The organism is Balneola sp. (genome assembly GCA_003712055.1).
Lineage (GTDB): Bacteria > Bacteroidota > Rhodothermia > Balneolales > Balneolaceae > RHLJ01.
This window is the reverse complement of record RHLJ01000004.1, coordinates 157,570-177,548: the sequence shown is the minus strand read 5'-3', so window position 1 is coordinate 177,548 and position 19,979 is coordinate 157,570. Positions and strand designations below refer to the sequence as shown.

Below are 19,979 nucleotides of genomic sequence, written 5' to 3'. Positions count from 1 at the left end.
TGTTGTTGAAATAAGATACTTCGCTCACGTTAGGGGAGGACTTAGCCATAGAGCTATGCCGGGTTCGACTCCCGGAATGCGATTCCCCACTTATTTCGCTTGTTACTCCGAATTAACATATTGATTGAGTGTTGTAGATAAGTCATACTTCGCCATAACGACGTGGTCGCCGGTTCGAGTTCGGCTCTCGATCCCGAAAACTTTCGGATGGGGTAGCTCAGTTGGTAGAGCACGAGAAGACTTTTCGAAGGTTACCTCAATCCCTTTTTGACATTTAGATGTTGTAAATCGGAATACTTCGGTAGACGCCGGTGAAGCAAATGCTTAACTGATCTTTTATAGATGTGCAGGTTCGAACCCTGCTCCTAAGTTATTAGGATGGCGGAAATTCATTTCTGATTGACTATTACTCTAAACACATTAGGTGCTGTTAGTTTACCCTACTTCGATGGTGAAACTCAGAAATGAGTGAGTCCGGTTCGAATCCGGTTACGGTAAACTGAATGTCGCCCTTTTGTATTAATCTTTTAATTTTGGAGTGCTGTAGAGTAGCCTTACTTCGACTCAGGATCGCGTGACGTCGGTTCGAATCCGGCTCCCAATCTCGAACACTTTCGGGGTGGGATAGTTTAGTGGTAAAAACACGAAAAAAGCGGCTTTTCGCCTGTTGCCTCCAGATATTTATTAACTATGGAAAACTTGAAAATTTTTGGAGAGGAAATCATTGAACCCTCTTCTATTGAACAAATAAAAAACTGTTTTAGTGAAGATGACCATGCTGTTCTTACAGCTGATGCTCACTATGGATATGGACACCCAATTGGGGGAGCCGTTGCTTATAGAAACAAGATTTCGCTATCTGGAGTAGGCTTTGATATAGCCTGTGGCAATAAAGCGGTACGTACACCTGTACAGGCAAGTGATGTCAATATTGCAAAAGTTATGGATGAGATCTGGAAACAAATTGGATTTGGAGCTGGAGTACCTAACCCGAACCCAATTGATCATCCCGTACTTGATGAAATACCAGACTTACAGGTAAAAATGACGAACCACATCCAGAATAAACTTCAAAGTAAGGCGGCTAAACAATTGGGTTCTGTAGGATCCGGAAACCACTTCGTGGATTTATTTCGTGATACTGAGGGATTCCTTTGGATAGGAGTTCACTTTGGATCAAGAGGTTTCGGCCATAATATAACTACCGGGTTCATTGCTCTTTCCCAGGGGAAGGGGTTTGGTGAACATGCCAACGAAGGCCCAATGAATGGAAAGCCTATTCTTTTTGATACCCATTCAGAAATAGGTATGGATTATATTCAGGCCCTGGAAATAGCCGGCAGATATGCTTATGCAGGACGTGATGCCGTAGTAAATAAAGTCCTGGAAATCCTTGGAACTGAATCCAACTACGAAGTACACAACCATCACAACTTTGCATGGAAAGAACAACATTTTGGTGAAGAGTACTGGGTAGTTCGTAAAGGTTGTACTCCTGCATTTCCAGGACAAGCCGGATTTATTGGAGCTAATATGTTCGATGATTCGGTAATCATTGAGGGTGTTGATTCCAAGGAATCACAAAAAGGATTGTATTCAACAGTTCATGGCGCTGGACGCGTTATGAGCAGAAGGAAAGCTGCCGGAAAGTTCAAATGGAAACATGGAAGAAAAATCCAGGTGCAACGCGGAGAGGTGAATTATAAAAACACTCAACGCGATGCAGTCAAGAGAGGCATTGAACTTCGAGGTGGCGGTGCTGACGAAAGCCCACAATGTTATAAAAAGCTGGAGGAGGTACTTAGTTTCCATCAGGATACAATCCGAATAACCCATACCCTCACTCCTATTGGTGTGGCAATGGCGAGTGACGGTAAGCATATTTTGATTTTGATTTCAATCTGAATTAAATCCTGTTGTTACATCGCTAGCCTGGTATTATTTTTAAATATGGAATTCAGAATATCCCCCGGTTGGCGAATTTTTATTTATGCTCTATGCCTGCTATTTGGAGGGCTTGGAATCGCTCTTTTATACAATGTTCTATTTGATCGGGTATCGGAGGATATATGGGTACTTGTATTACTTTTTATGCTGGGTCTAATTGCTTTTTCTTTTTCTACTTATGCCTTAATTAGAACTTATCGTGAGGTACTTATTGTCAAAAAGGATCTTTTTTTTCATCAAGTTGCGTTTAAATCCCACTCTATGTTCCTTGCAGAAATACAAGGTTTTGAGATTGATGAAAACTATTTCAGAATAATTCCCAAGTCAAAAAATCAAAAGCCCCTAAAAGTAACGCGCTATCTTGAAGACAGTATATCTCTAATCAATTTCCTCTCACAAAACTTTGATGAACTAAGCTTATATAAACTTACAAGGGAGGCAAATGAAATTGTTGCTGATGAACGGTTTGGCAGAAATAATTTTGAACGAAATGAACGGTTTGAACTTGCTAAAAAGACTACAAAATGGTTGAATGGCACCTCCTTTATCCTATTGATCCTGGCATTATTTTTCCCTTCGCCATACGACCTAGTAATTTTGTTCAATATGATAATTCCGTTTGTTGCGATTTTTCTGATTATTCAATTCAAGGGGCTTTTGAAAATCAATGATAGAGCCAACACTATCTACCCATCCCTATTTGTTTCTCTATTATTCCCTACTTGTGCACTAGGAATGAGGGTGCTTTATGATTTCAACTTTATCACCACTAAATGGATATGGGTTTTTTCTATTCCTCTTTCACTTTGCATCGTATTAATTTTGTTTTTCAAAACTGATGAAGTAGGTTTTTCCAAGAAAAGCGATTTTGGAGCTACTTATATGTTCCCTTTTTTTCTATATGGCTTTTTTTGTTCCGCTATAGCTATATCAAACGTGATTTTTGATACTTCTTCTGCTGTTAGATATCAAGCCGAGATAATTCAAAAGAAGCAATCTGATAACTTTAATAACTTGGTTCTATCTGAAAATTGGCACCCTCTGAATACCAAAAAAACAGAAGGAAAAGTAAGTCTTTCTTTTTATAACCGTGTTAAAATTGGAGATATAGTGACAGTGGAGGTCAAAAAGGGAGCCTACGGAATTCCCTGGTTCCAGGTCCTCGAGGATTCATTTAAACCAACAGGTAAAAGAAATTACGGCTTAACATTACCGGACTCATTGAGCCTTTAGCTCAAGATTGCTTCGTCGATTTCTATTGAATCCAAATCTGTATTTGATACTCCTCGCAAGACTTTCTTGGTTTGTCATTTCGAATCCTCCGAATGGAGGTGAAAAATCTGCACATTGGCGTTAATGGAAATCTTTAGACTTCTCCTCCGCCCGTCTATCGGCCAGGCTGGGTCGAAGTGACAAGTCTGTATATAATTTCTATCCATTTCTAAAAATTTGAAACAAATATTTTTTTAGGTAGTATTGCGATTAGTTTCAAAAAATAAGAATTGGAAATATGAAGCTTTTAACAAGAGCCGAAGAATACATTTTACTTGCCGTTTTTAAACTCGATGAAAACGCTTATAGCATCCCTATCCAGGAAAAACTATCTGAACTGACAGAAAAAGAATGGTCGCTTGGTGGTATTTATATGCCCCTTGAGCGACTGGAAAAAAGAGGCTATCTCTCCTCTTCTCTTTCTGAATCTACCCCTGAACGAGGTGGGAGACATAAGCGCATTTATGCCTTAACCCGTGATGGCAAAACTGCCCTTCGCCATGCGTATGAAGTTCAGCAAAGCATGTGGAGCGGAGTTCCTCAATTAATGTTTGGAGCTAGCTAGCATGTTGCCTCACCCTCCCAAATTAGCAGAAAAGCTCCTGACCAGGCTTCAATATGATGACGTCTGGAAAACCACACTTGGAGATTTCGAAGAGTATTACGCCTACCTGGTTTCTAACAAAGGAAAAAAAGAAGCGGATGCATGGTATTGGCGACAAGTACTTCGATACGCCCCTTCAAAAATCACTCACAAATTCTATTGGTCCATCGCTATGTTCAAGAACTATCTAAAAATTGCTTTCAGAAATTTAAATAAGCAGAAGAGTTACTCCTTCGTAAATATAGTTGGGTTAACTATTGGCTTAGCTTGCTTTTTGATCATCGGGTTTTTTATCCAGTTTGAGCTCAATTACGATAGTTTTCATACTCATAGCGACCGCACCTATCGGGTTATTGAGCAACAACCACAGAATACCTACCTAGGCTCGAATTGGTATGCAGTAACGGCTACTCCTATGGCTGCAACCATGAAAGAAGACTATCCTGAAGTAGAATTCGCGGCCTACTTTACCAGTTCCAGAACCGTTCTGAGGGCCGATGAAAAGAGTATGATTGAATGGGGCATCGCAGTTGATGAAGAATTTTCGAAAATCTTCACTTATACCTGGTATATGGGGAATAGCGAAACTGCGTTAACCGATCCTTATTCCATTGTACTTACTCAAAGCATGGTAGAAAAACTATTTGGTACTGAAAACCCTATGGGGAAAACAATCCGGCAAGAGTATCCTAATGGCAGAGAAGTAGAAAAAACCGTAACAGGTGTTGTTGCCGATCCCCCAAAGAATTCACATTTCGGTTTTAACTATATCGTTAACGATCAAACTACTCCGTATTACGAATACAATCTGAATGAGTGGGGGAATAGCAATGTATACACCTTCATCACATTAAGAGAAGGCGTATCTGCAGCTGAGTTTTCAGAAAAACTACCTGGCTTCGCTTCAAGGTATACTGGTTCTTCCGAATTTTATTCAGAAACCCCAAACGCCCTTCCCAATTATTCACTGCAGTCGCTGGAGGACATCCATCTTTCTTCTTCTCATTTAAATTTCAATCCTTCTACACCAGGCGATATTAAAAACGTGTATATGTTTGCGGTTATCGCAATCATCATCCTATTGATTGCTTGTGTGAACTACATGAACCTTTCTACTGCCCGTTCACTTACCCGGGCTAAAGAAGTGGGGGTTCGTAAGGTAATTGGAGCTTACCAGTCAAACCTGGTTATGCAGTTTTTATCCGAAGCAGTGCTGATTTCTCTTCTCGGGATTTTTGGTGCTATTGTTCTTGTAATTTTTTCGGCACCCGTTTTCGAAACCTTATTTAATCGCAAATTAACCACTCAATTCTTTTTTGAATGGGAGTTCTGGATTACTTCGTTAGCTCTTAGCCTGGTTGTGGGAATAATTGCAGGTAGCTACCCGGCATTTTATATGTCTAAGCTGAAGCCTGTATTAATTCTTAAGAGTCACATTAAAGGAGGGAAAAAGAATTCTATCATTAGAAATCTTCTTGTAGTGGGGCAATTCAGCATTACTGCAGTTCTCCTGGTTAGCTCTATTGTGGTATTCCTTCAATTGAACTTTTTAAGAACTACGGATACCGGATTAAACAGAGAACAGGTCATTACCATACCAAACCGAGACTCCGAACTTTGGGACCAGTTTGAAACTTTACAAGCTGAGCTATTGAAAATCCCCGGAATCGAACAGGTTTCTTCCTCTCAATTCGATCCCATTTTCATGAGTAGCCAAACCAGAGGAACAGAATGGGAGGGAATGCAGGAAGAGGATGAGCTAGGCATTTATGTCTCTCCAGTTGGATTTGATTTCATTGAAATGCTAGATATTCAAATTGTTGAAGGAAGATCATTTAGTGCTGATTTGTTTAAAGAGACGGAGAGGGACTACCTCCTTAACGAAGCGGCCATTAGAGAGATTGGTTGGACAAAAGAGGAAGCTGTTGGTAAATCCTTTTCTGTATGGGGAAATCAAGGAGCTGTTGTGGGTATAGTTGACAACTTTAACTTCCAATCTCTGGATCAATCTATAGCGCCTTTGGCTATTATGCTTACCCCACAAAGCAATCAACGCTATGTACTGCTTAAATCTAATGGCGTTGATATACAAACTACCCTAGCAAGTGTGGAAGAAGCGATAAAGAAATTCTCCCCCGGATATCCCTTCTCATACTCATTCTTGGAGGAACGATATTTGAGCTTATATAACGACGAGCAACGTTTGGGCTCACTCTTCAATTACTTTTCATTGCTTGCCCTGTTTATCGCCTGTATGGGGTTATTCGGGCTTGCTACCTATATCTCAGAACAGAGAACTAAGGAAATTGGTATTCGAAAAGTATTGGGTGCTAATGTAATGCAAATCCTGGCCCTGCTTAATAAAGACTTTCTTAAGCTGGTTGGCATTAGCTTTCTGATTTCTATTCCAGTTTCCTGGTATATCTCAGGTATCTGGCTGGAAGACTTTGCATATAGAATTGAGCTCAACCCTCTCATTTTTGTTGTTGCTGGGTTAATAGTCTTTGGGATCGCTCTATTCACCGTAAGCTTTAATTCGATTAAAACTGCACTTGCTAACCCTGTAGATAGTATTAAATCGGAATAATGGATCACAAACCACCAGAATTAGCGGAGAAGATCCTCACCAAGCTTCAATATGATGATGTTTGGAAAACGACTCTGGGCGATTTCGAAGAATATCACGCTTATCTCTCTAAAAAGAATGGCCCTAGAGCGGCTGATTGGTGGTACTGGAAGCAAGTGTTTAGATATGCCCCTTCAAAAATTATTCACTCTTTTTACTGGACCTTAGATATGTTTAGAAATTACCTGAAAGTTGCAATCCGTAACATCCTCAAATACCGAGGCTATTCATTCATTAACATTTTGGGACTAGCTATTGGGCTGGCCAGTTTTGTACTCATTGGGTTGTTCGTGGTTCATGAAATGAGCTATGATCGACAACACGAAGACTCCGACAAAATTTATCGTGTAGTTCGGAATGATCCACAAGGTTTTTACCTGGGCACCAATTGGTATGCTGTGAATCCTACGCCATTATCTTTGGCTTTAAATGATGATTTCCAGGGTATTGAAGCAGCTGTCGTTTTGGATATCAGAGAGTCATTGCTCAGCACAAATAACCAACCCTTTTTTGAAGACGGCCTGTTTACAAATGAAAGCTACTTCGATTTCTTTTCCTATGATTGGTTAGCGGGAAATCCAGCTACTTCATTAGAGAACCCAAACTCCATTGTCCTTACACGTTCGCTTGCTGAAAAATACTTTGGTGAATCCAACGCAATGGGTGAGGCCATTCTTTTTACCTATGATGATGAAGAGCCTTTTCTTAGAACTGTAACCGGAATTATTGAAGATGTTCCTTCCAACACTCACCTTCAGTTCGATTTTGTGGCTCCGATGAATTCAATGCCAGGATATGAAAGAGAAAGTACATTCTGGCTAAACAATAATACCTACTCCTATATAAAAATTGACGGCACCGTATCTCCTTCGGATTTAGTGGATAGAATTAAGGCACTGTCCGACCCTCAGCTTTTAACCTCTGATTACTACTCAGAAAACCCGCAAAACCTGCCGTTTTTTGCGCTACAGCCTTTGAAAGATGTGTATCTCAAATCAGGAGGTATAAACTTTAATCCCGGAAAAATTAGTAGCGCCCGTTATGTGTACATGCTTTCCGGTATAGCAATTATCATCCTCATTATTGCCTGCATCAATTATATGAATCTAGCCACAGCCCGATCTATGAACCGGGCAAAAGAGATCGGGGTACGAAAAGTAAATGGGGCTTTTCAGTCTAATCTGATCATGCAGTTTGTTGCCGAAGCTTTGGTGTTCTCTCTGGCCGGGTTATTCTTAGCTTTAGTTATAGTCATCACTTTATTTCCCACACTATCAGCTTCTTTAGGGCAATCTGTTTCCCTCCAGATTTTCAATACCCCACTATTCTGGGCTCTTTTCATAGGAATTGGCACCCTTGTTGGGTTGATCTCGGGAAGCTATCCTGCTTTATATATGTCGGGTTTATCTCCGATTGGTGTGTTCAAGAAAACTATAAAAGGAGGTAGCACGAACCGAAGAATGAGAAACCTCTTAGTAGTTGGTCAATTCGCTATTACTAACATCCTGGTTCTTTCCTCTGTCGTCATCTTTCAGCAGCTGAATTATATTCAATCGAAGGATGCCGGCTTTAATCGCGATCAAATTGTGACTATTGAGATCACAGATCCGGAAGTAATGCCGCGTTTTGATGTGCTCAAACAATCTTTCTCATCTAACCCCAACATCCTTTCTGTTTCGTCCGGGTCTCACCTTCCAACAAAAATAGAAAGCCAAACAAGTGGCATTAACTGGGATGGAAAACCCGAAGACTACGATCTGGATACCTTCAACGGGATCATTAATACCAATTACCTGGAAATGCTGGGAGTAGACATGATTGCTGGAAGATATTTTGATGAGGAAATGGATCCTGATACTGCAAACCACCTTATTATTAATGAGTCGTTGGCGAGAAGTATTGGTTGGAGTCCAGAGGAAGCTGTTGGCAAAGATTTCATTCTTTGGCGTAGAGATGGACGCATTGTTGGCGTTGTTCAAGACTTTAACTTTATGAGTTATCATTCCAGCATTGCCCCTCTTTTACTCAGGTATGCCCCCATCGAACAGCATTCTAAAATCATGCTTAAAATCTCCCCTAATAATATGCAGGAGACGCTGCGTTTTGTAGAAGACGAGATAAGAGCTATTTCCCCGGATTTCCCATTTATCCATGCCTTTTTAGATGACACTTTTGATAACCAGTACCGAACCGAGCTAACTCTTGGTAAGATGTTCAACTACTTTACCATATTAGCATTGTTCATTGCCTGTATGGGATTATTTGGGCTTGCTTCGTTTATGATGGAACAGCGTTCTAAGGAAATAGGGATCCGAAAAGTGCTTGGAGCCAACCTTCTTCAAATCATCACACTGCTAAACAGAGATTTCATAAAACTTATTGGGATAAGCCTTTTGATTTCTATTCCAGTAGGTTGGTTTTTGGCAAACAACTGGCTGAAGGATTTTGCTTATCGAATAGACCTGGGGCCTATGATATTTATATCTACAGCTGTAATTGCCCTTGGTGTGGCTTTGCTAACGGTTAGTATCAAATCCTTTAAAACAGCCACGGCTAATCCTATTGATAGTCTAAAATCAGAATAAAACTTAATACTAAGCTTATACCATACTGTTTACTTATTGGCTCTTTTAACTTAGGTTAACTGTGTCTAGGTCGGGGTTCATTAGATCGTTTAAAGCTTAATTCTTAGTCCCATGAGTTCTAAAACAAAAATGGCCCTTAAGGTAACTGCTATAGTTATCGTTCTTTTATTAGTACTAATCCAACTTGAGTTCGTTTTAATACCTGCTATTGCCGGTTATACTTTCTGGATATTGGTTGGCGCTTTTGTACTGCTTCTTATTGGTTCCAAATAAAGCAAAATAGTCTCATTTCAGGTAATAGCTTAGTTTTTTACTACTGACTTTTATGAAAGTACTTACATAGGAATCTGTCCTTTCACTTATGTATTATCTTTTCCTAAATGTTAGAATCAGCCTTTATTATGAAAAAACTATTCATTGTCAGTCTATTTGCTTTTACGACTTATACACTTTCTTTCGCACAGGTAGATATTGTTGAGCCTCCATTTTGGTGGACTAATATGCCCGTGCAGGAGCTGCAAATTCAGCTTTATGGAGAAGAACTTGGGCACTATCGAGCAAGCCTCGATTACCCCGGTGTAATCATCCAAAAACAACTGGCCGTTGACTCCCCGAACTATTTGTTCCTGTACCTAGAAGTATCTCCAGAAGCCAAACCAGGAGAAATGGAGATCGCCCTTAAAAAAGGGAATGAAACTACCACGATCAATTACGAGCTGAAAACCAGGGAGCCTCTAGAAGGTAGAAATCAAGGTTTTGACTCCGGGGATTTAATCTACCTTATGATGCCCGACCGATTTGCGAATGGTAATCCTGATAATGATTCTATTGAAGGCATGATCGAGTCTGCAGATCGTTCAGATCCGGAAAGAAGACAAGGTGGTGATATTGCAGGTGTGGTAGAGCACCTTGATTATATAAAGGACCTTGGTATGACCGCTATTTGGTTTACTCCCATTTTTGAAAATGATATGAGTGTAGAGTATGGGGGATATCATGGCTATGCGGCTACTGATTTATACCGTGTTGATCGACGATTCGGGAGTAATGAAGAGTACAAAGCCTTAATCGACGAAGTTCATAAGAACGATATGAAAGTGATCATGGATATGATCCATAATCATATTGGTGATAAGCACTGGTGGATGGAGGACCTTCCAACTAAGGATTGGGTACATAGCTGGGAAAAATATGGTCAAACCAATTACAGAGGACCTGTAGCTTCAGATCCTTATGCTTCAGAGTACGACTCAAATCGTCTACTTAATGGTTGGTTTGTCCGGGAAATGCCGGATCTAAACCAAAACAATGAGCTCCTAGCTGATTATCTGATTCAGAATACTATTTGGTGGATCGAGTACTCAGGAATTGATGGTATTCGAATGGATACCTATGTATTCCCTGATAAAGATTATATGGCTCGCTGGTCGAAAGAAGTGCTAACTGCCTATCCGAATTTCAATATCGTTGGGGAAGCATGGCTTAATTTCCCGGGCCCGGAAGCATTCTGGCAATATGACAAGGAAGGAACTGATGACGGCTATAATTCCTACCTGCCAAGTGTGACCGATTTTCCATTGGCTCAAGCAGTTGATGCCGCTTTAAATGAGGGTTTTGGCTGGGATAATGGGGTGGCTCGGATCTGGAATATTCTTACTAATGATTTCCTCTATACCGATCCTATGAAGAATGTAATCTTCCTGGATAATCATGATATGGATCGGATTTATGAACGTGTTCGGAAGAATGAGGCACATTTTAAAATGGCTTATACCTTCTTACTTACTACCCGCGGTATTCCTCAAGTGTATTATGGTACAGAATTAATGATGGAGCACGAGTTCCGTGGCGGTGATGACGAGTACCGCAGGCCAAATATGCCCGGAGGTTGGGAAGGAGATTCCCGAAGTGTATTCACTGAAGAAGGTAGAACAGACAAGGAAAATGAGATTATTGATTTTGTAAGCCGCCTGGGCAATTGGCGGCAAACTTCAGATGCAGCCAAATATGGCCGCCTTCTGCATTTTGTTCCTGAAAACGGGGTGTATGTCTATTTCCGTATTCATGAGAACCAAACCATTTTGGTAGTTATGAACTCCAATGAAGATGAGGTTACTATCCCTCGTTCTGTACTGGATGAGGTGCTGGATAAGTTCAAAACCGGAACCAATATCTTTACTGATTCCAGTATCGATCTTTCCAAAGATTTCAAGGTGGATGGAAAAGTAACCTGGGTGTGGGAGTTGGAGTGATTTCCTTCTTTTTTGATATGTCATTCTGAGGCTACCGCCGAAGAATCTAACCGGCTTAATATCCAGTATGATCCTTCGCAGGAATGCTCAGGATGACTTGTTAAAGAGAAAATAAGAACATTGAACATTGAACATTGAACATTGAAAGATGCTCTTACTTCTTTATTCTTCAATCAATATTCTTACTTCCTCACCCTTTCAACAGGTTGGACCTGAAGGCCACATAAGCGGTCATTACCATACAGATTGCAATAAACAGGAAGCCGCCGAATAGTTCGAATTGCTCTACAATCAAGCCCACCAGAGGCTGTGAGACCATACCTCCAACGTATCCCAGGGTAGCCACCGAGGTTAAGGCAATAGCCCCTTCCCGGCCTGCTGCACTGAATACCATGGGGAAGTTTAAGGAAGCGCCGGCACCAGCGAGGAAAACACCAATAGCCCCTACTGCCATATTGGGTGCATATAGTGCAATAACGATCCCTACCGCACCGGATAGTGAGCCTACTACCAGTAGCCTTTTGGGGCCGAATCTATTCTTTAGCCGATCACCAAGAATTCTCATAAGTAGCAACGCGCCTGCAAATGAGGTATAACCAATGGGTGCGAACTCATGTGATACATTTAAGTGATCGGTAAAAAATAGTCCCACCCAATTATTAATAGAGCCTTCAATACATGCTCCCAAAAAACAAATAATACCCAGGGCAATTAGCCCTCCTCTGGGCAACGAATATTTTGGCTTTTCTGCATCAGGATGAGGTGCGTCCTCCGGTAAATGTCTGTAGATCATACCCAGGATTACTAACATAAGTATTGAAACCCCCATGAAATGGGTGACTACCGATACATCCAGACGAGCCATTAAGGTACCAATCAGTGCCCCTCCCAAATTCCCAAATCCGAACCATGAGTGGATTTTTCCCATATGAGAGGTGCCCGATTCCATCTCCACTTTAGCGCCCAGTGCATTTACTGAAATATTGAACGCACTGGATACCGCGCCGATCAGCATTAGTAAAAGACCTAGAGCAATCCAGTTATTCATCATAGCTATTGGTACGAGTGTAAAGGCGACCATTAACCCAGACCAGAGTACAACTTTAGTAGCTCCAAAGCGGTTTATTCCTGATGCTACAATCGGCATCATTACTATGGTCCCTGCTCCTCTAAACAGAAGGGCATAGCCTAATGTAGCCGCCGTGAGTATAGCCAGGTCTCTTACATCGGGAACCCTGGATGCCCAACTTGAAAAAGCTAAACCCAAAATGGACAGGGCTGCGCAAACAGCATTGAGTTCTTTTTTTAGCTTTTTTTCCCTCTCTATATCAATCGAGGTTGTACCAGGTTGGGGCATGAAATACTTCCGTAGTGAGCGCCAAAAATACGGGTAAATCCTTGCAATCCAATTTTGTTTTGGTGTATGTTTTTGTTTGTCGTTAATGGTTATTGGTAAATCATCAATAACAAATAACCATTGTGTAATAATTCATAGCTAACCATTAGCTAAGGGTATATTTCCCTCATTCCTTCGTTCAGCAAGTAACACTTGAAGGTCATCCAGTTCGTCCTGGGAAATAAGTTCTGAATCCAATTGGAGCTCTTTTTTGATAAGCTGATTTCGTTCGGGCCCCAGGACAAAGAACATCCTCAGCAATTCAAGTTCATTTCTAAAGTAGCTATAGGTGAATTTATCTCTGAATGATGATAGCTCTATCATTTCTTCGAAATCGTCGATGAGTGTGGAAGACCTGCCCTGGAGCAACTGATCCACCTGAACTCCCACCTGATCACTTAAACGCACATTAAAACGCATTGGGGTAATGCGCTTCAATAACTGACTGGGTAAAAAATGAGCATGCTTGATTTCAGTATCTAGAACGAACAGTAATTTAAGTAATCCCCCCAAGCCCCTTCTTACTCTCAAATGCCCTTTGAAACACCCATAACATTTTGGGTATTCTTTGAGCTGGCGCATGGATAATCTAAACTCCCGTTTATTTCCACGCCGGGTAGTTGAGATATAGTAATAGGTTTCCGGCTTTTTGTTGGCAACGTTGAAGGGCGGGCGAAGAGAACGAATAAGCAGATTCTCCAATAAAATAGCGTCCGTTTCCGATTTACATATCTCAAACCTGATACGTTGTAACTGGGCGATCATTCGTTGCGTCTTTTTCGACTTTGAATATCTATAAGAAGTTAGGCGGTTATGCAAATCTTTTGCCTTACCAACATATAAAACCTCACCCGCTTTATTGTACATCGTATATACCCCGGGCTCATGCGGTGGCCGTTCTCTTAGCGCCGAGTTAACTCGCTCTTTTTGAGTTTGTGATATGGGTAAGAAGAGATCGAGAGTCAATGTTAAAGCTCAGTTCCTAATACTACTCCTATAATTCTCTGTTTTACTTCTCTTTGCCTGGAAGAACGAAAATTAAAATAGGTTTTCGCATAGAGGAAATCATACTTATATCCCAAAGCAAAATGTGCGCCCGGTATAATCTTCACATCCTCGTCAAATTTTATATCTCCCGTATTACCCAGCCTGCCCGTTATACTTACTCCGGCATCTAAAAAAGGCGTATTTTCGGTTGCACCAAATTTATATCCATACCAGGCTTTAAACGTCAAGAAGCCAAATGTATCAATGTTATCTTCGCTTGAAGAGTAACTAACATAGTCTAAGGAGAAGTTTGCAGATCCTCTTTCCAGGTTTCCTGAGTTAATAATTTTTGCCACCACACCAAAACTAATCCCATCAAAAACGATCGTTTTTGAATCTCTTCCGAACATGAGCCTAATTGGCACATAATTGAGTTCATTCCTCTCATAACCTATAAAAGGATTAATCTTAAATTGATTAGGCTTCTTAATATTGATATAAGTAGGCGAACCAAGCCCCATTTCCGATTGGCAATCGAGAATAAACTCCTTAAACCCTGACTCACTATATCTTAGGTCATCTGTGATAAGAAATGAGCATTCCGGGTATGCTTGTCTCAACTGAACCTGGTATAAACGTTCGTTCTTTCGAGCCAATATTCTCCGGTTATCACGCACGACATAATATTGATTGGAGATTAGCTCTTTTGTCCCTTCATCAGTAGAGATATAAAAATGAGGCCTGGTATCCCTAAGAAAATAAAGCGGAATTGGGCCATCAATTAATACCCTGAGAAATGCATGTTCTGTTATACTGAATGGAGCAGGACTTGCAAGGCCTGATACTCTTAATGGTGTTTGATCAACATCAACAAGTTTGGAGATGTATCGCTCTCCAGATACTTCAAAATAAAGCAGGTCTTTAGGGGTATAGAATTCCTGATCTGCTCCTTCTCTTCTCTTGAAATACAGTTCTTCGGGAGATGATGTCCAATCCTGAAAATCAATCAACCCTCTAAGCGTATCCCCACTTATGGTAACAATCAAACCATCTACAAAGTTAGTTTGTGCGTTTGCCTCATTAGTTACCAAAATTACTGAGCAAAGTATTAAAAGTGTTGTGAACCTGTAGTTACTCCTCATCGCTATTATGCCATAACATTTAAAGATCAATGCCTACAATTATGCCGACTATTCGTTGTTGTATTGCTTTACCAACTTTTCCCATATGATCATATCTACCCTTTATAAAGAATCGATCGTATTGAACTCCCAGCCCTAAGATAATACCGGGCGTAAACTTTGTTTCTTCATCAAATTTTTCGATTTCAGAACTACCTACCCGGACTGACAACGGCAAACCAATCTCAAAAAAACCACTCAATTTTTCAGGAGAAAATAATGCTACATAGCTTGGACTAAATGTTATGAATCCAAAACTTTCAAATTCATCATCATTTTGAGCTTTATAATAGGAATAGTCCAGGCCTAATATAAATGCCCTCTTTTTCTGTTCTTTGTTTCGTTCAATTTTTAGTGCGCCTCCTATCCTGATACCTGGTGCACTACCACTTTTCTCTAAATCAGGTGCTATATCACTATCCCATTCCGGGACCAAATAAGTAAAAGAGTTGTACTCAACCCCAGCATAGAATTGTTTTTTTAGGACAATCTCTTCTCTATCATAGGCATTTGGTATATTAGATAGCGTGCCAAAACCGTAATTGACTGCACATTTCGCCATAAAGTTCTTTAGCGATGACTCATTATAAGCAACCCTGTTAACCCTTAAATCTAAACAGGCCGGGTATTCATCTTCTAGCAGCAACTGGTATAGATACTCATTTTTGGATACTAGTATCCTTCGGTTGTTTCGGATGACGATGTATTGATTTGATATCAATTCCATCAAACCTTCCCTCCCTTTGATAAAATAATGGGGTCGAAAATCATAGTAATAGTACAATGGCATTTCACTGGCAATTACCTCTCTTAAGAAAACTTTCTTTAGTACAGTGAACGGGGAGAAATACCCTGAGGATGTCACTTTTAAGGGTGTTTGGTCAACCTCCACTTCCCTCGGAAGAAACCTGGCCTCACCATGTTTAAAATATTGCACATTTCCCGTGCTATACTCTTCAACCGAGGATGCAGTTTTAATAAATACTTTATCATTACCAGAACTTTTTTCATCAAAACTGACCTGCCCTGATAAGGTATCTCCTGTTATGGTTACTATATACCCATCTTTATAATTGTTCTGAGCAAAAGAAAAATCTGCTAATAATACAGTTACCGAAAGAGTAATAAGTACTCTTAGTGTTGTTTTATAGATAGTCAACTTTTGCTGAATTAGAGATATGGTTAAACGAAAGAGCTGCCCTGCAGTAGTTTGAAAACTAAAAAGAAGACAGCTCTTAAATTTCTCAATCGATGTTAAAATCGATGTAATACACGGTATTACCCCAGATAAGGTTTAGCTTTCCATCTTTTCCGCTTCCTTCAACAGTAATAGTGAAAGCTTCGGTATTATCATCCTTTGATAATACCGACATTGCCACTCTTCCCAGGTCGCGAGATTCATCATAGCTCCTCCCGTTTTGGCCGGTTTGCTTATTGATGATAAGCGTTCCTCCATCTGCTTCCGGAATAGTGAATAGGGTATAATCACCTGCCGGCACATCTAATGAACCGATGGTTAAATCAGAAGATGTGGAGAAGTGAGTTGCGCGGTTTGCTCCGGTTCTCCAACGTTCGCCAAATGGAACAATCCCACCAAATAAATCCCGACCTCTTCGCAAAGGAGAACCATACTCCACCTTAAAGCTTGTTGATCCAATACTGAATTCCTCTTCCACAGCACCGGAAAGAGCACCAAATGATTTTCCTTGACGGTCTAATTCTTTGAACCGCTCTGCTACCTCTTCTATATCAACTGCAGGAACTCTTTCCACATAAAGTTTTCGGGTGGTTTGAGCAGCATCAAGAATCCGGAGTTTCCCACCAGCATTCACTTCCACATCCATTACTCCGCGTGAAGGATGCCGAACTGTTCGTGTATCACCCCCCAGATTCGCAATTACAAAATCCCGAATGCTGTTTCCTGAGATCATATTTTGCATTAGCGTATCTCCTCCTGCCTTTTCAGCTTCCTGAAGAGCGAGATCAAAGGGCCAATGAGTCATTTCTATAAAAGGAAGTGCTCCTTCTTCATAAAGCGTGGTAAAGCTTCTTTCACTTCCCGCTCGAGTGATATAATTGGTTACCAAAGAGTCTCCCTCTCTTACAATAGACCGATTGAAGGTTCCTTCCCCGGAAAACCCATCCTCTCCCAGATACCGCGTTTCGAGGAACTCTTTTACTCCACCAAATTCATCCTGAACAAGTTCATATTCGGTGAGGATTGTTTGTGGCACTCTTACTGCTACCCTCGCCATTAGGCCATTTTCTGTTTTTGTAAAAGTTTCGACGGCTACGGTATCATTTCCGAGCTTAGTTACGAACGATTCTCCCTCTACAGGGTGCTCTACATTACTGCAAGCAGTAATAAGGAGAATTAAAAAAATAGAGAATGCTAGTTCTTTCATGATTTTTCCAGTAATTGTTTTAGGTGTTTAGAGTTTACAGGTTTGGAAATGAAATCGGATACCTTGTCGTCCCACTCCACTTTGTATAAGGTGTGATCACTATGATCTATTCTCGCACTGATCACAAAAATTTCGATTTCTTTTCCAAGTTGTTGTCTTGTTTGTTCAAACTTTTTTAAAAATTCCCACCCATTCATTTCCGGCATATCTATATCCAGTAGAATGAAATCTGGCATGGGATCGCCATTTTCTGCTAGCTTTGTAAGGCCTTGGAGTGCTTCTTTCCCATTTTCATAGGTAGAAACATTATCCTCTGGCAGCATGTTTTTTAGAATCTTCTTTATGCCAAAGGTGTACACCTTATCGTCGTCGATAATACAGATGCTTCTTTTTTTCGTAGTCATTTCAAGCGTATTTTAAATGTAGTTCCCAGTCCAGCTTCACTCTGCACCTCTATCGAGCCACCCATGGACTCCACCTGGTTTTTTGTAATGAAAAGTCCTATCCCTTTTGCATTTTCATTACCATGAAAAGTCTTATACATCCCAAAAAGTTTCTCACCGTGACGATTTAAATCTATTCCCAGCCCATTATCACTCACTTCTAAGTAAAAACTACCTTCCTCTTCCCATGCTTTTGTTGAAATCAATGGGGGTAATTCGGGTTTTCGGTATTTAATGGCGTTAGTGAAAAGATTGAGGATAATACTTTCCAAATATGCAGGATTGTATTCGAATATGAGGTCATTGGGGATTTGCTCTTCGAATTTCACATTATTCGTAAGAATATCGGTAATCAGAATCTCTTTCGTCTTTTCAACAAATTCTTTCAGGTTTACATCATCTCGTAAATCAACCGTTTTTTGCTGTTGATCAACGATTTCATTTAAATCGGAAATAGACTCATTCAAGCGTTCAGATGCCGTTTCTAAATATCCCAGTATTTCCTCTTTTTCACTTTCGGATTCCTCAGGATCGTACAGGCTAAGTAACATGGAGATATTTCCGGCATGATTCCTCAGATTATGAGACACGATGTGGGCAAAGTTTCTCAGCCTCTGATTCTGCTGGGTAATAATATCCAGGGTCGTATCCAACTCCTCTTCTTTTCTTTTCCTGCCAGTAATGTCAGTAACAATAGTTAAAACTGCTTCTTCCCGAGAGTCAATTTGTTTGAATGGGAGCTTTATGGTTTGATGCCAAAATTTTTCCCCACTTCTTTTCTTCGTTTCAAATTCAGGGATAAAACGGATTTCCTGGGTTTCGATTACTTTCAGGTCTTCCTCCAGGAACAGCCTTGCTCGTTCTTCATCAACACCTAGTTCCAGGTCTGTCTTCCCTAAAAACTCTTCCCTTGGTATCTCAAAAAAGTCACAGGCCGAGTCATTAACCATGATGTATCTTCCCTGCCTGTTCTTCACAAAAATCAGGTTTGGAATTTGGTTTAGTACCGATTGGAATTGCTTTCTCAATCGCTCATTAATCTCGGCTACTCTCTTTATGTCAGTAATATCGGTGATAAACCCAGGCGATAGGATACTCCCATCTTCCTGCAATTCCGGAGTAGCTCTTCCCTTCACCCATCGTTCTCCTTTTTCGGGGTGATGAATTCGGTATTCGCAATCCCATTTAGACACTTCCTTTACGGATTTAGTAATAGACTGCAGTACCCGTACGATATCATCCCGGTGCACTTTCCTCATTAGGGGCTTAAAAGAATTAATCAGCATTTCGGGCCCCATATCAAACATATCTCTTATGCCGCTACTCACAAATGGAAAGCTAACTTTTCCATCCTTATCTACTCTATGCAAATAAAGAAAGCCCGGAGCAAGTTCTGATAACTTCGAAAACCGTTTGTTTTGCTCTTCCAATTCAGCTTCCAACAACCTGGAATTGGTTACATCACGGGTAATACCAAAGGTGCCTATTACACGGCCTTTATTATCATAAAGTAGCTGTTTGCTTGTCGAAGTCCAGCGCACCTCTTTTGAACCAAGGAATACTTCTCTTTCAATTTGATGATAAATGGGTTCTTTAGTTCTGAGAATTTCCTGCTCATCATCATAGGCCTTTTGAGCATGTTCTTTTTCGAAGAAATCAAAATCTGTCTTTCCGATTGCTTCACGGGGGTGATCCAGGCCAAACTTCCTGGCACAGGTATTATTGATACGAATAAACCGACTCTCTTTGTCCTTGAAGAAAATACTTTCATTCAGGTTGTCCATCAGGCGATAAAAGAATAAGGCATCCTGGGGCATGAGTTGCTTCTTTGTCGAGCCTTTTTTCTTCGATTTGATATGACCAGACATTAAGATAGGACTCCCGTCTTCCCCCCAATAAACTACCTCACCTACCCATTCAATAATCTGGTCTATGCCACCTTCATCCTGGTAGATTGTTTCATAACGAAATGGAATTTCTCCTTTTGACTCAACATGAGCTTGAAGAGCGTATTGAAAACTGTTTAACCGTTCTTCATTAAAGAGGGATTTAGCAAAATCAAAATGAACAGTTTTTTTGGTTGTAATTCCAAAAAGAGCCTTTAAAGAATCACTGGCGTGAATCTCCCCGGTTTGAATATTCCAGGACCAAAACGACTTTTCGAGGCTCATTATTAGTTAGTTCTGTGTTTTATAGTGAATAGAAAACCCAGTCAATTATTGAAAATACTGGTCTGAAAGGCATTCTCAAATTTTTGAAATCTTTTTTATCATATTGCCTG

The 19,979-nt window shown here is 40.5% G+C and carries 13 protein-coding genes; 6 read left to right on the top strand and 7 right to left on the bottom strand.

The window, feature by feature from the left end; translation table 11 throughout:
- Window positions 1–690: 690 nt before the first annotated feature.
- The 6 genes from ED557_10545 (at window position 691) to ED557_10520 (ending at window position 11,286) form a co-directional block, all read left to right on the top strand.
- Window positions 691–1,905: an RtcB family protein gene (locus ED557_10545; GenBank protein ID RNC83141.1), complete on the top strand. Its 1,215-nt coding sequence runs from the start codon at window positions 691–693 to the stop codon at window positions 1,903–1,905.
- Between the two features lie 45 nt (window positions 1,906–1,950).
- On the top strand, window positions 1,951–3,180 hold the full coding sequence (locus tag ED557_10540; protein RNC83140.1) for a hypothetical protein: 1,230 nt from the start codon (window positions 1,951–1,953) through the stop codon (window positions 3,178–3,180).
- A 277-nt stretch (window positions 3,181–3,457) separates the two neighbouring features.
- Window positions 3,458–3,784, top strand: coding sequence for a hypothetical protein (locus ED557_10535; GenBank protein RNC83139.1), 327 nt, complete (start codon window positions 3,458–3,460; stop codon window positions 3,782–3,784).
- Between the two features lies 1 nt (window position 3,785).
- On the top strand, window positions 3,786–6,410 hold the full coding sequence (locus tag ED557_10530; protein RNC83138.1) for an ABC transporter permease: 2,625 nt from the start codon (window positions 3,786–3,788) through the stop codon (window positions 6,408–6,410).
- Entirely contained in the window at window positions 6,410–9,034 is a 2,625-nt protein-coding gene (locus ED557_10525) for an ABC transporter permease (protein ID RNC83137.1), read from the top strand. The genes ED557_10530 and ED557_10525 overlap by 1 nt, the downstream gene beginning before the upstream one ends.
- 401 nt (window positions 9,035–9,435) lie before the next feature.
- Window positions 9,436–11,286, top strand: coding sequence for a glycosyl hydrolase (locus ED557_10520; protein RNC83136.1), 1,851 nt, complete (start codon window positions 9,436–9,438; stop codon window positions 11,284–11,286).
- A 190-nt stretch (window positions 11,287–11,476) separates the two neighbouring features.
- Here the strand turns inward: ED557_10520 and ED557_10515 are convergent, their stop codons facing one another.
- The 7 genes from ED557_10515 to ED557_10485 all read right to left on the bottom strand — a co-directional run bounded on the left by ED557_10515 (window position 11,477) and on the right by ED557_10485 (window position 19,869).
- Window positions 11,477–12,643, bottom strand: a complete 1,167-nt coding sequence (locus tag ED557_10515; GenBank protein ID RNC83135.1) for an MFS transporter — start codon at window positions 12,641–12,643, stop codon at window positions 11,477–11,479.
- Between the two features lie 138 nt (window positions 12,644–12,781).
- Window positions 12,782–13,648, bottom strand: coding sequence for a nucleotide excision repair endonuclease (locus ED557_10510; GenBank protein ID RNC83134.1), 867 nt, complete (start codon window positions 13,646–13,648; stop codon window positions 12,782–12,784).
- Window positions 13,649–13,650: 2 nt separating this feature from the next.
- On the bottom strand, window positions 13,651–14,760 hold the full coding sequence (locus ED557_10505; protein ID RNC83133.1) for a hypothetical protein: 1,110 nt from the start codon (window positions 14,758–14,760) through the stop codon (window positions 13,651–13,653).
- Between the two features lie 70 nt (window positions 14,761–14,830).
- Window positions 14,831–16,009, bottom strand: coding sequence for a hypothetical protein (locus ED557_10500; protein RNC83132.1), 1,179 nt, complete (start codon window positions 16,007–16,009; stop codon window positions 14,831–14,833).
- 85 nt (window positions 16,010–16,094) lie between these two features.
- On the bottom strand, window positions 16,095–17,255 hold the full coding sequence (locus tag ED557_10495) for a DUF2911 domain-containing protein (protein ID RNC83131.1): 1,161 nt from the start codon (window positions 17,253–17,255) through the stop codon (window positions 16,095–16,097).
- Complete coding sequence (locus tag ED557_10490) at window positions 17,252–17,659, bottom strand: response regulator (protein ID RNC83130.1); 408 nt, start codon at window positions 17,657–17,659, stop codon at window positions 17,252–17,254. The genes ED557_10495 and ED557_10490 overlap by 4 nt, the downstream gene beginning before the upstream one ends.
- A complete protein-coding gene (locus tag ED557_10485) occupies window positions 17,656–19,869 on the bottom strand; it encodes a PAS domain S-box protein (GenBank protein ID RNC83129.1) in 2,214 nt (737 codons plus the stop codon). The genes ED557_10490 and ED557_10485 overlap by 4 nt, the downstream gene beginning before the upstream one ends.
- Between the last annotated feature and the right edge of the window lie 110 nt (window positions 19,870–19,979).

Bases quoted from the DNA above. Each gene is read 5' to 3' on its own strand.
- ED557_10545 (RNC83141.1), top strand. From the start codon at position 691: ATGGAAAACTTGAAAATTTTTGGAGAGGAAATCATTGAACCCTCTTCT.
- ED557_10520 (RNC83136.1), top strand. From the start codon at position 9,436: ATGAAAAAACTATTCATTGTCAGTCTATTTGCTTTTACGACTTATACA.
- ED557_10535 (RNC83139.1), top strand. From the start codon at position 3,458: ATGAAGCTTTTAACAAGAGCCGAAGAATACATTTTACTTGCCGTTTTT.
- ED557_10540 (RNC83140.1), top strand. From the start codon at position 1,951: ATGGAATTCAGAATATCCCCCGGTTGGCGAATTTTTATTTATGCTCTA.
- ED557_10525 (RNC83137.1), top strand. From the start codon at position 6,410: ATGGATCACAAACCACCAGAATTAGCGGAGAAGATCCTCACCAAGCTT.
- ED557_10515 (RNC83135.1), bottom strand. From the start codon at position 12,643: ATGCCCCAACCTGGTACAACCTCGATTGATATAGAGAGGGAAAAAAAG.
- ED557_10490 (RNC83130.1), bottom strand. From the start codon at position 17,659: ATGACTACGAAAAAAAGAAGCATCTGTATTATCGACGACGATAAGGTG.
- ED557_10495 (RNC83131.1), bottom strand. From the start codon at position 17,255: ATGAAAGAACTAGCATTCTCTATTTTTTTAATTCTCCTTATTACTGCT.
- ED557_10485 (RNC83129.1), bottom strand. From the start codon at position 19,869: ATGAGCCTCGAAAAGTCGTTTTGGTCCTGGAATATTCAAACCGGGGAG.
- ED557_10530 (RNC83138.1), top strand. From the start codon at position 3,786: ATGTTGCCTCACCCTCCCAAATTAGCAGAAAAGCTCCTGACCAGGCTT.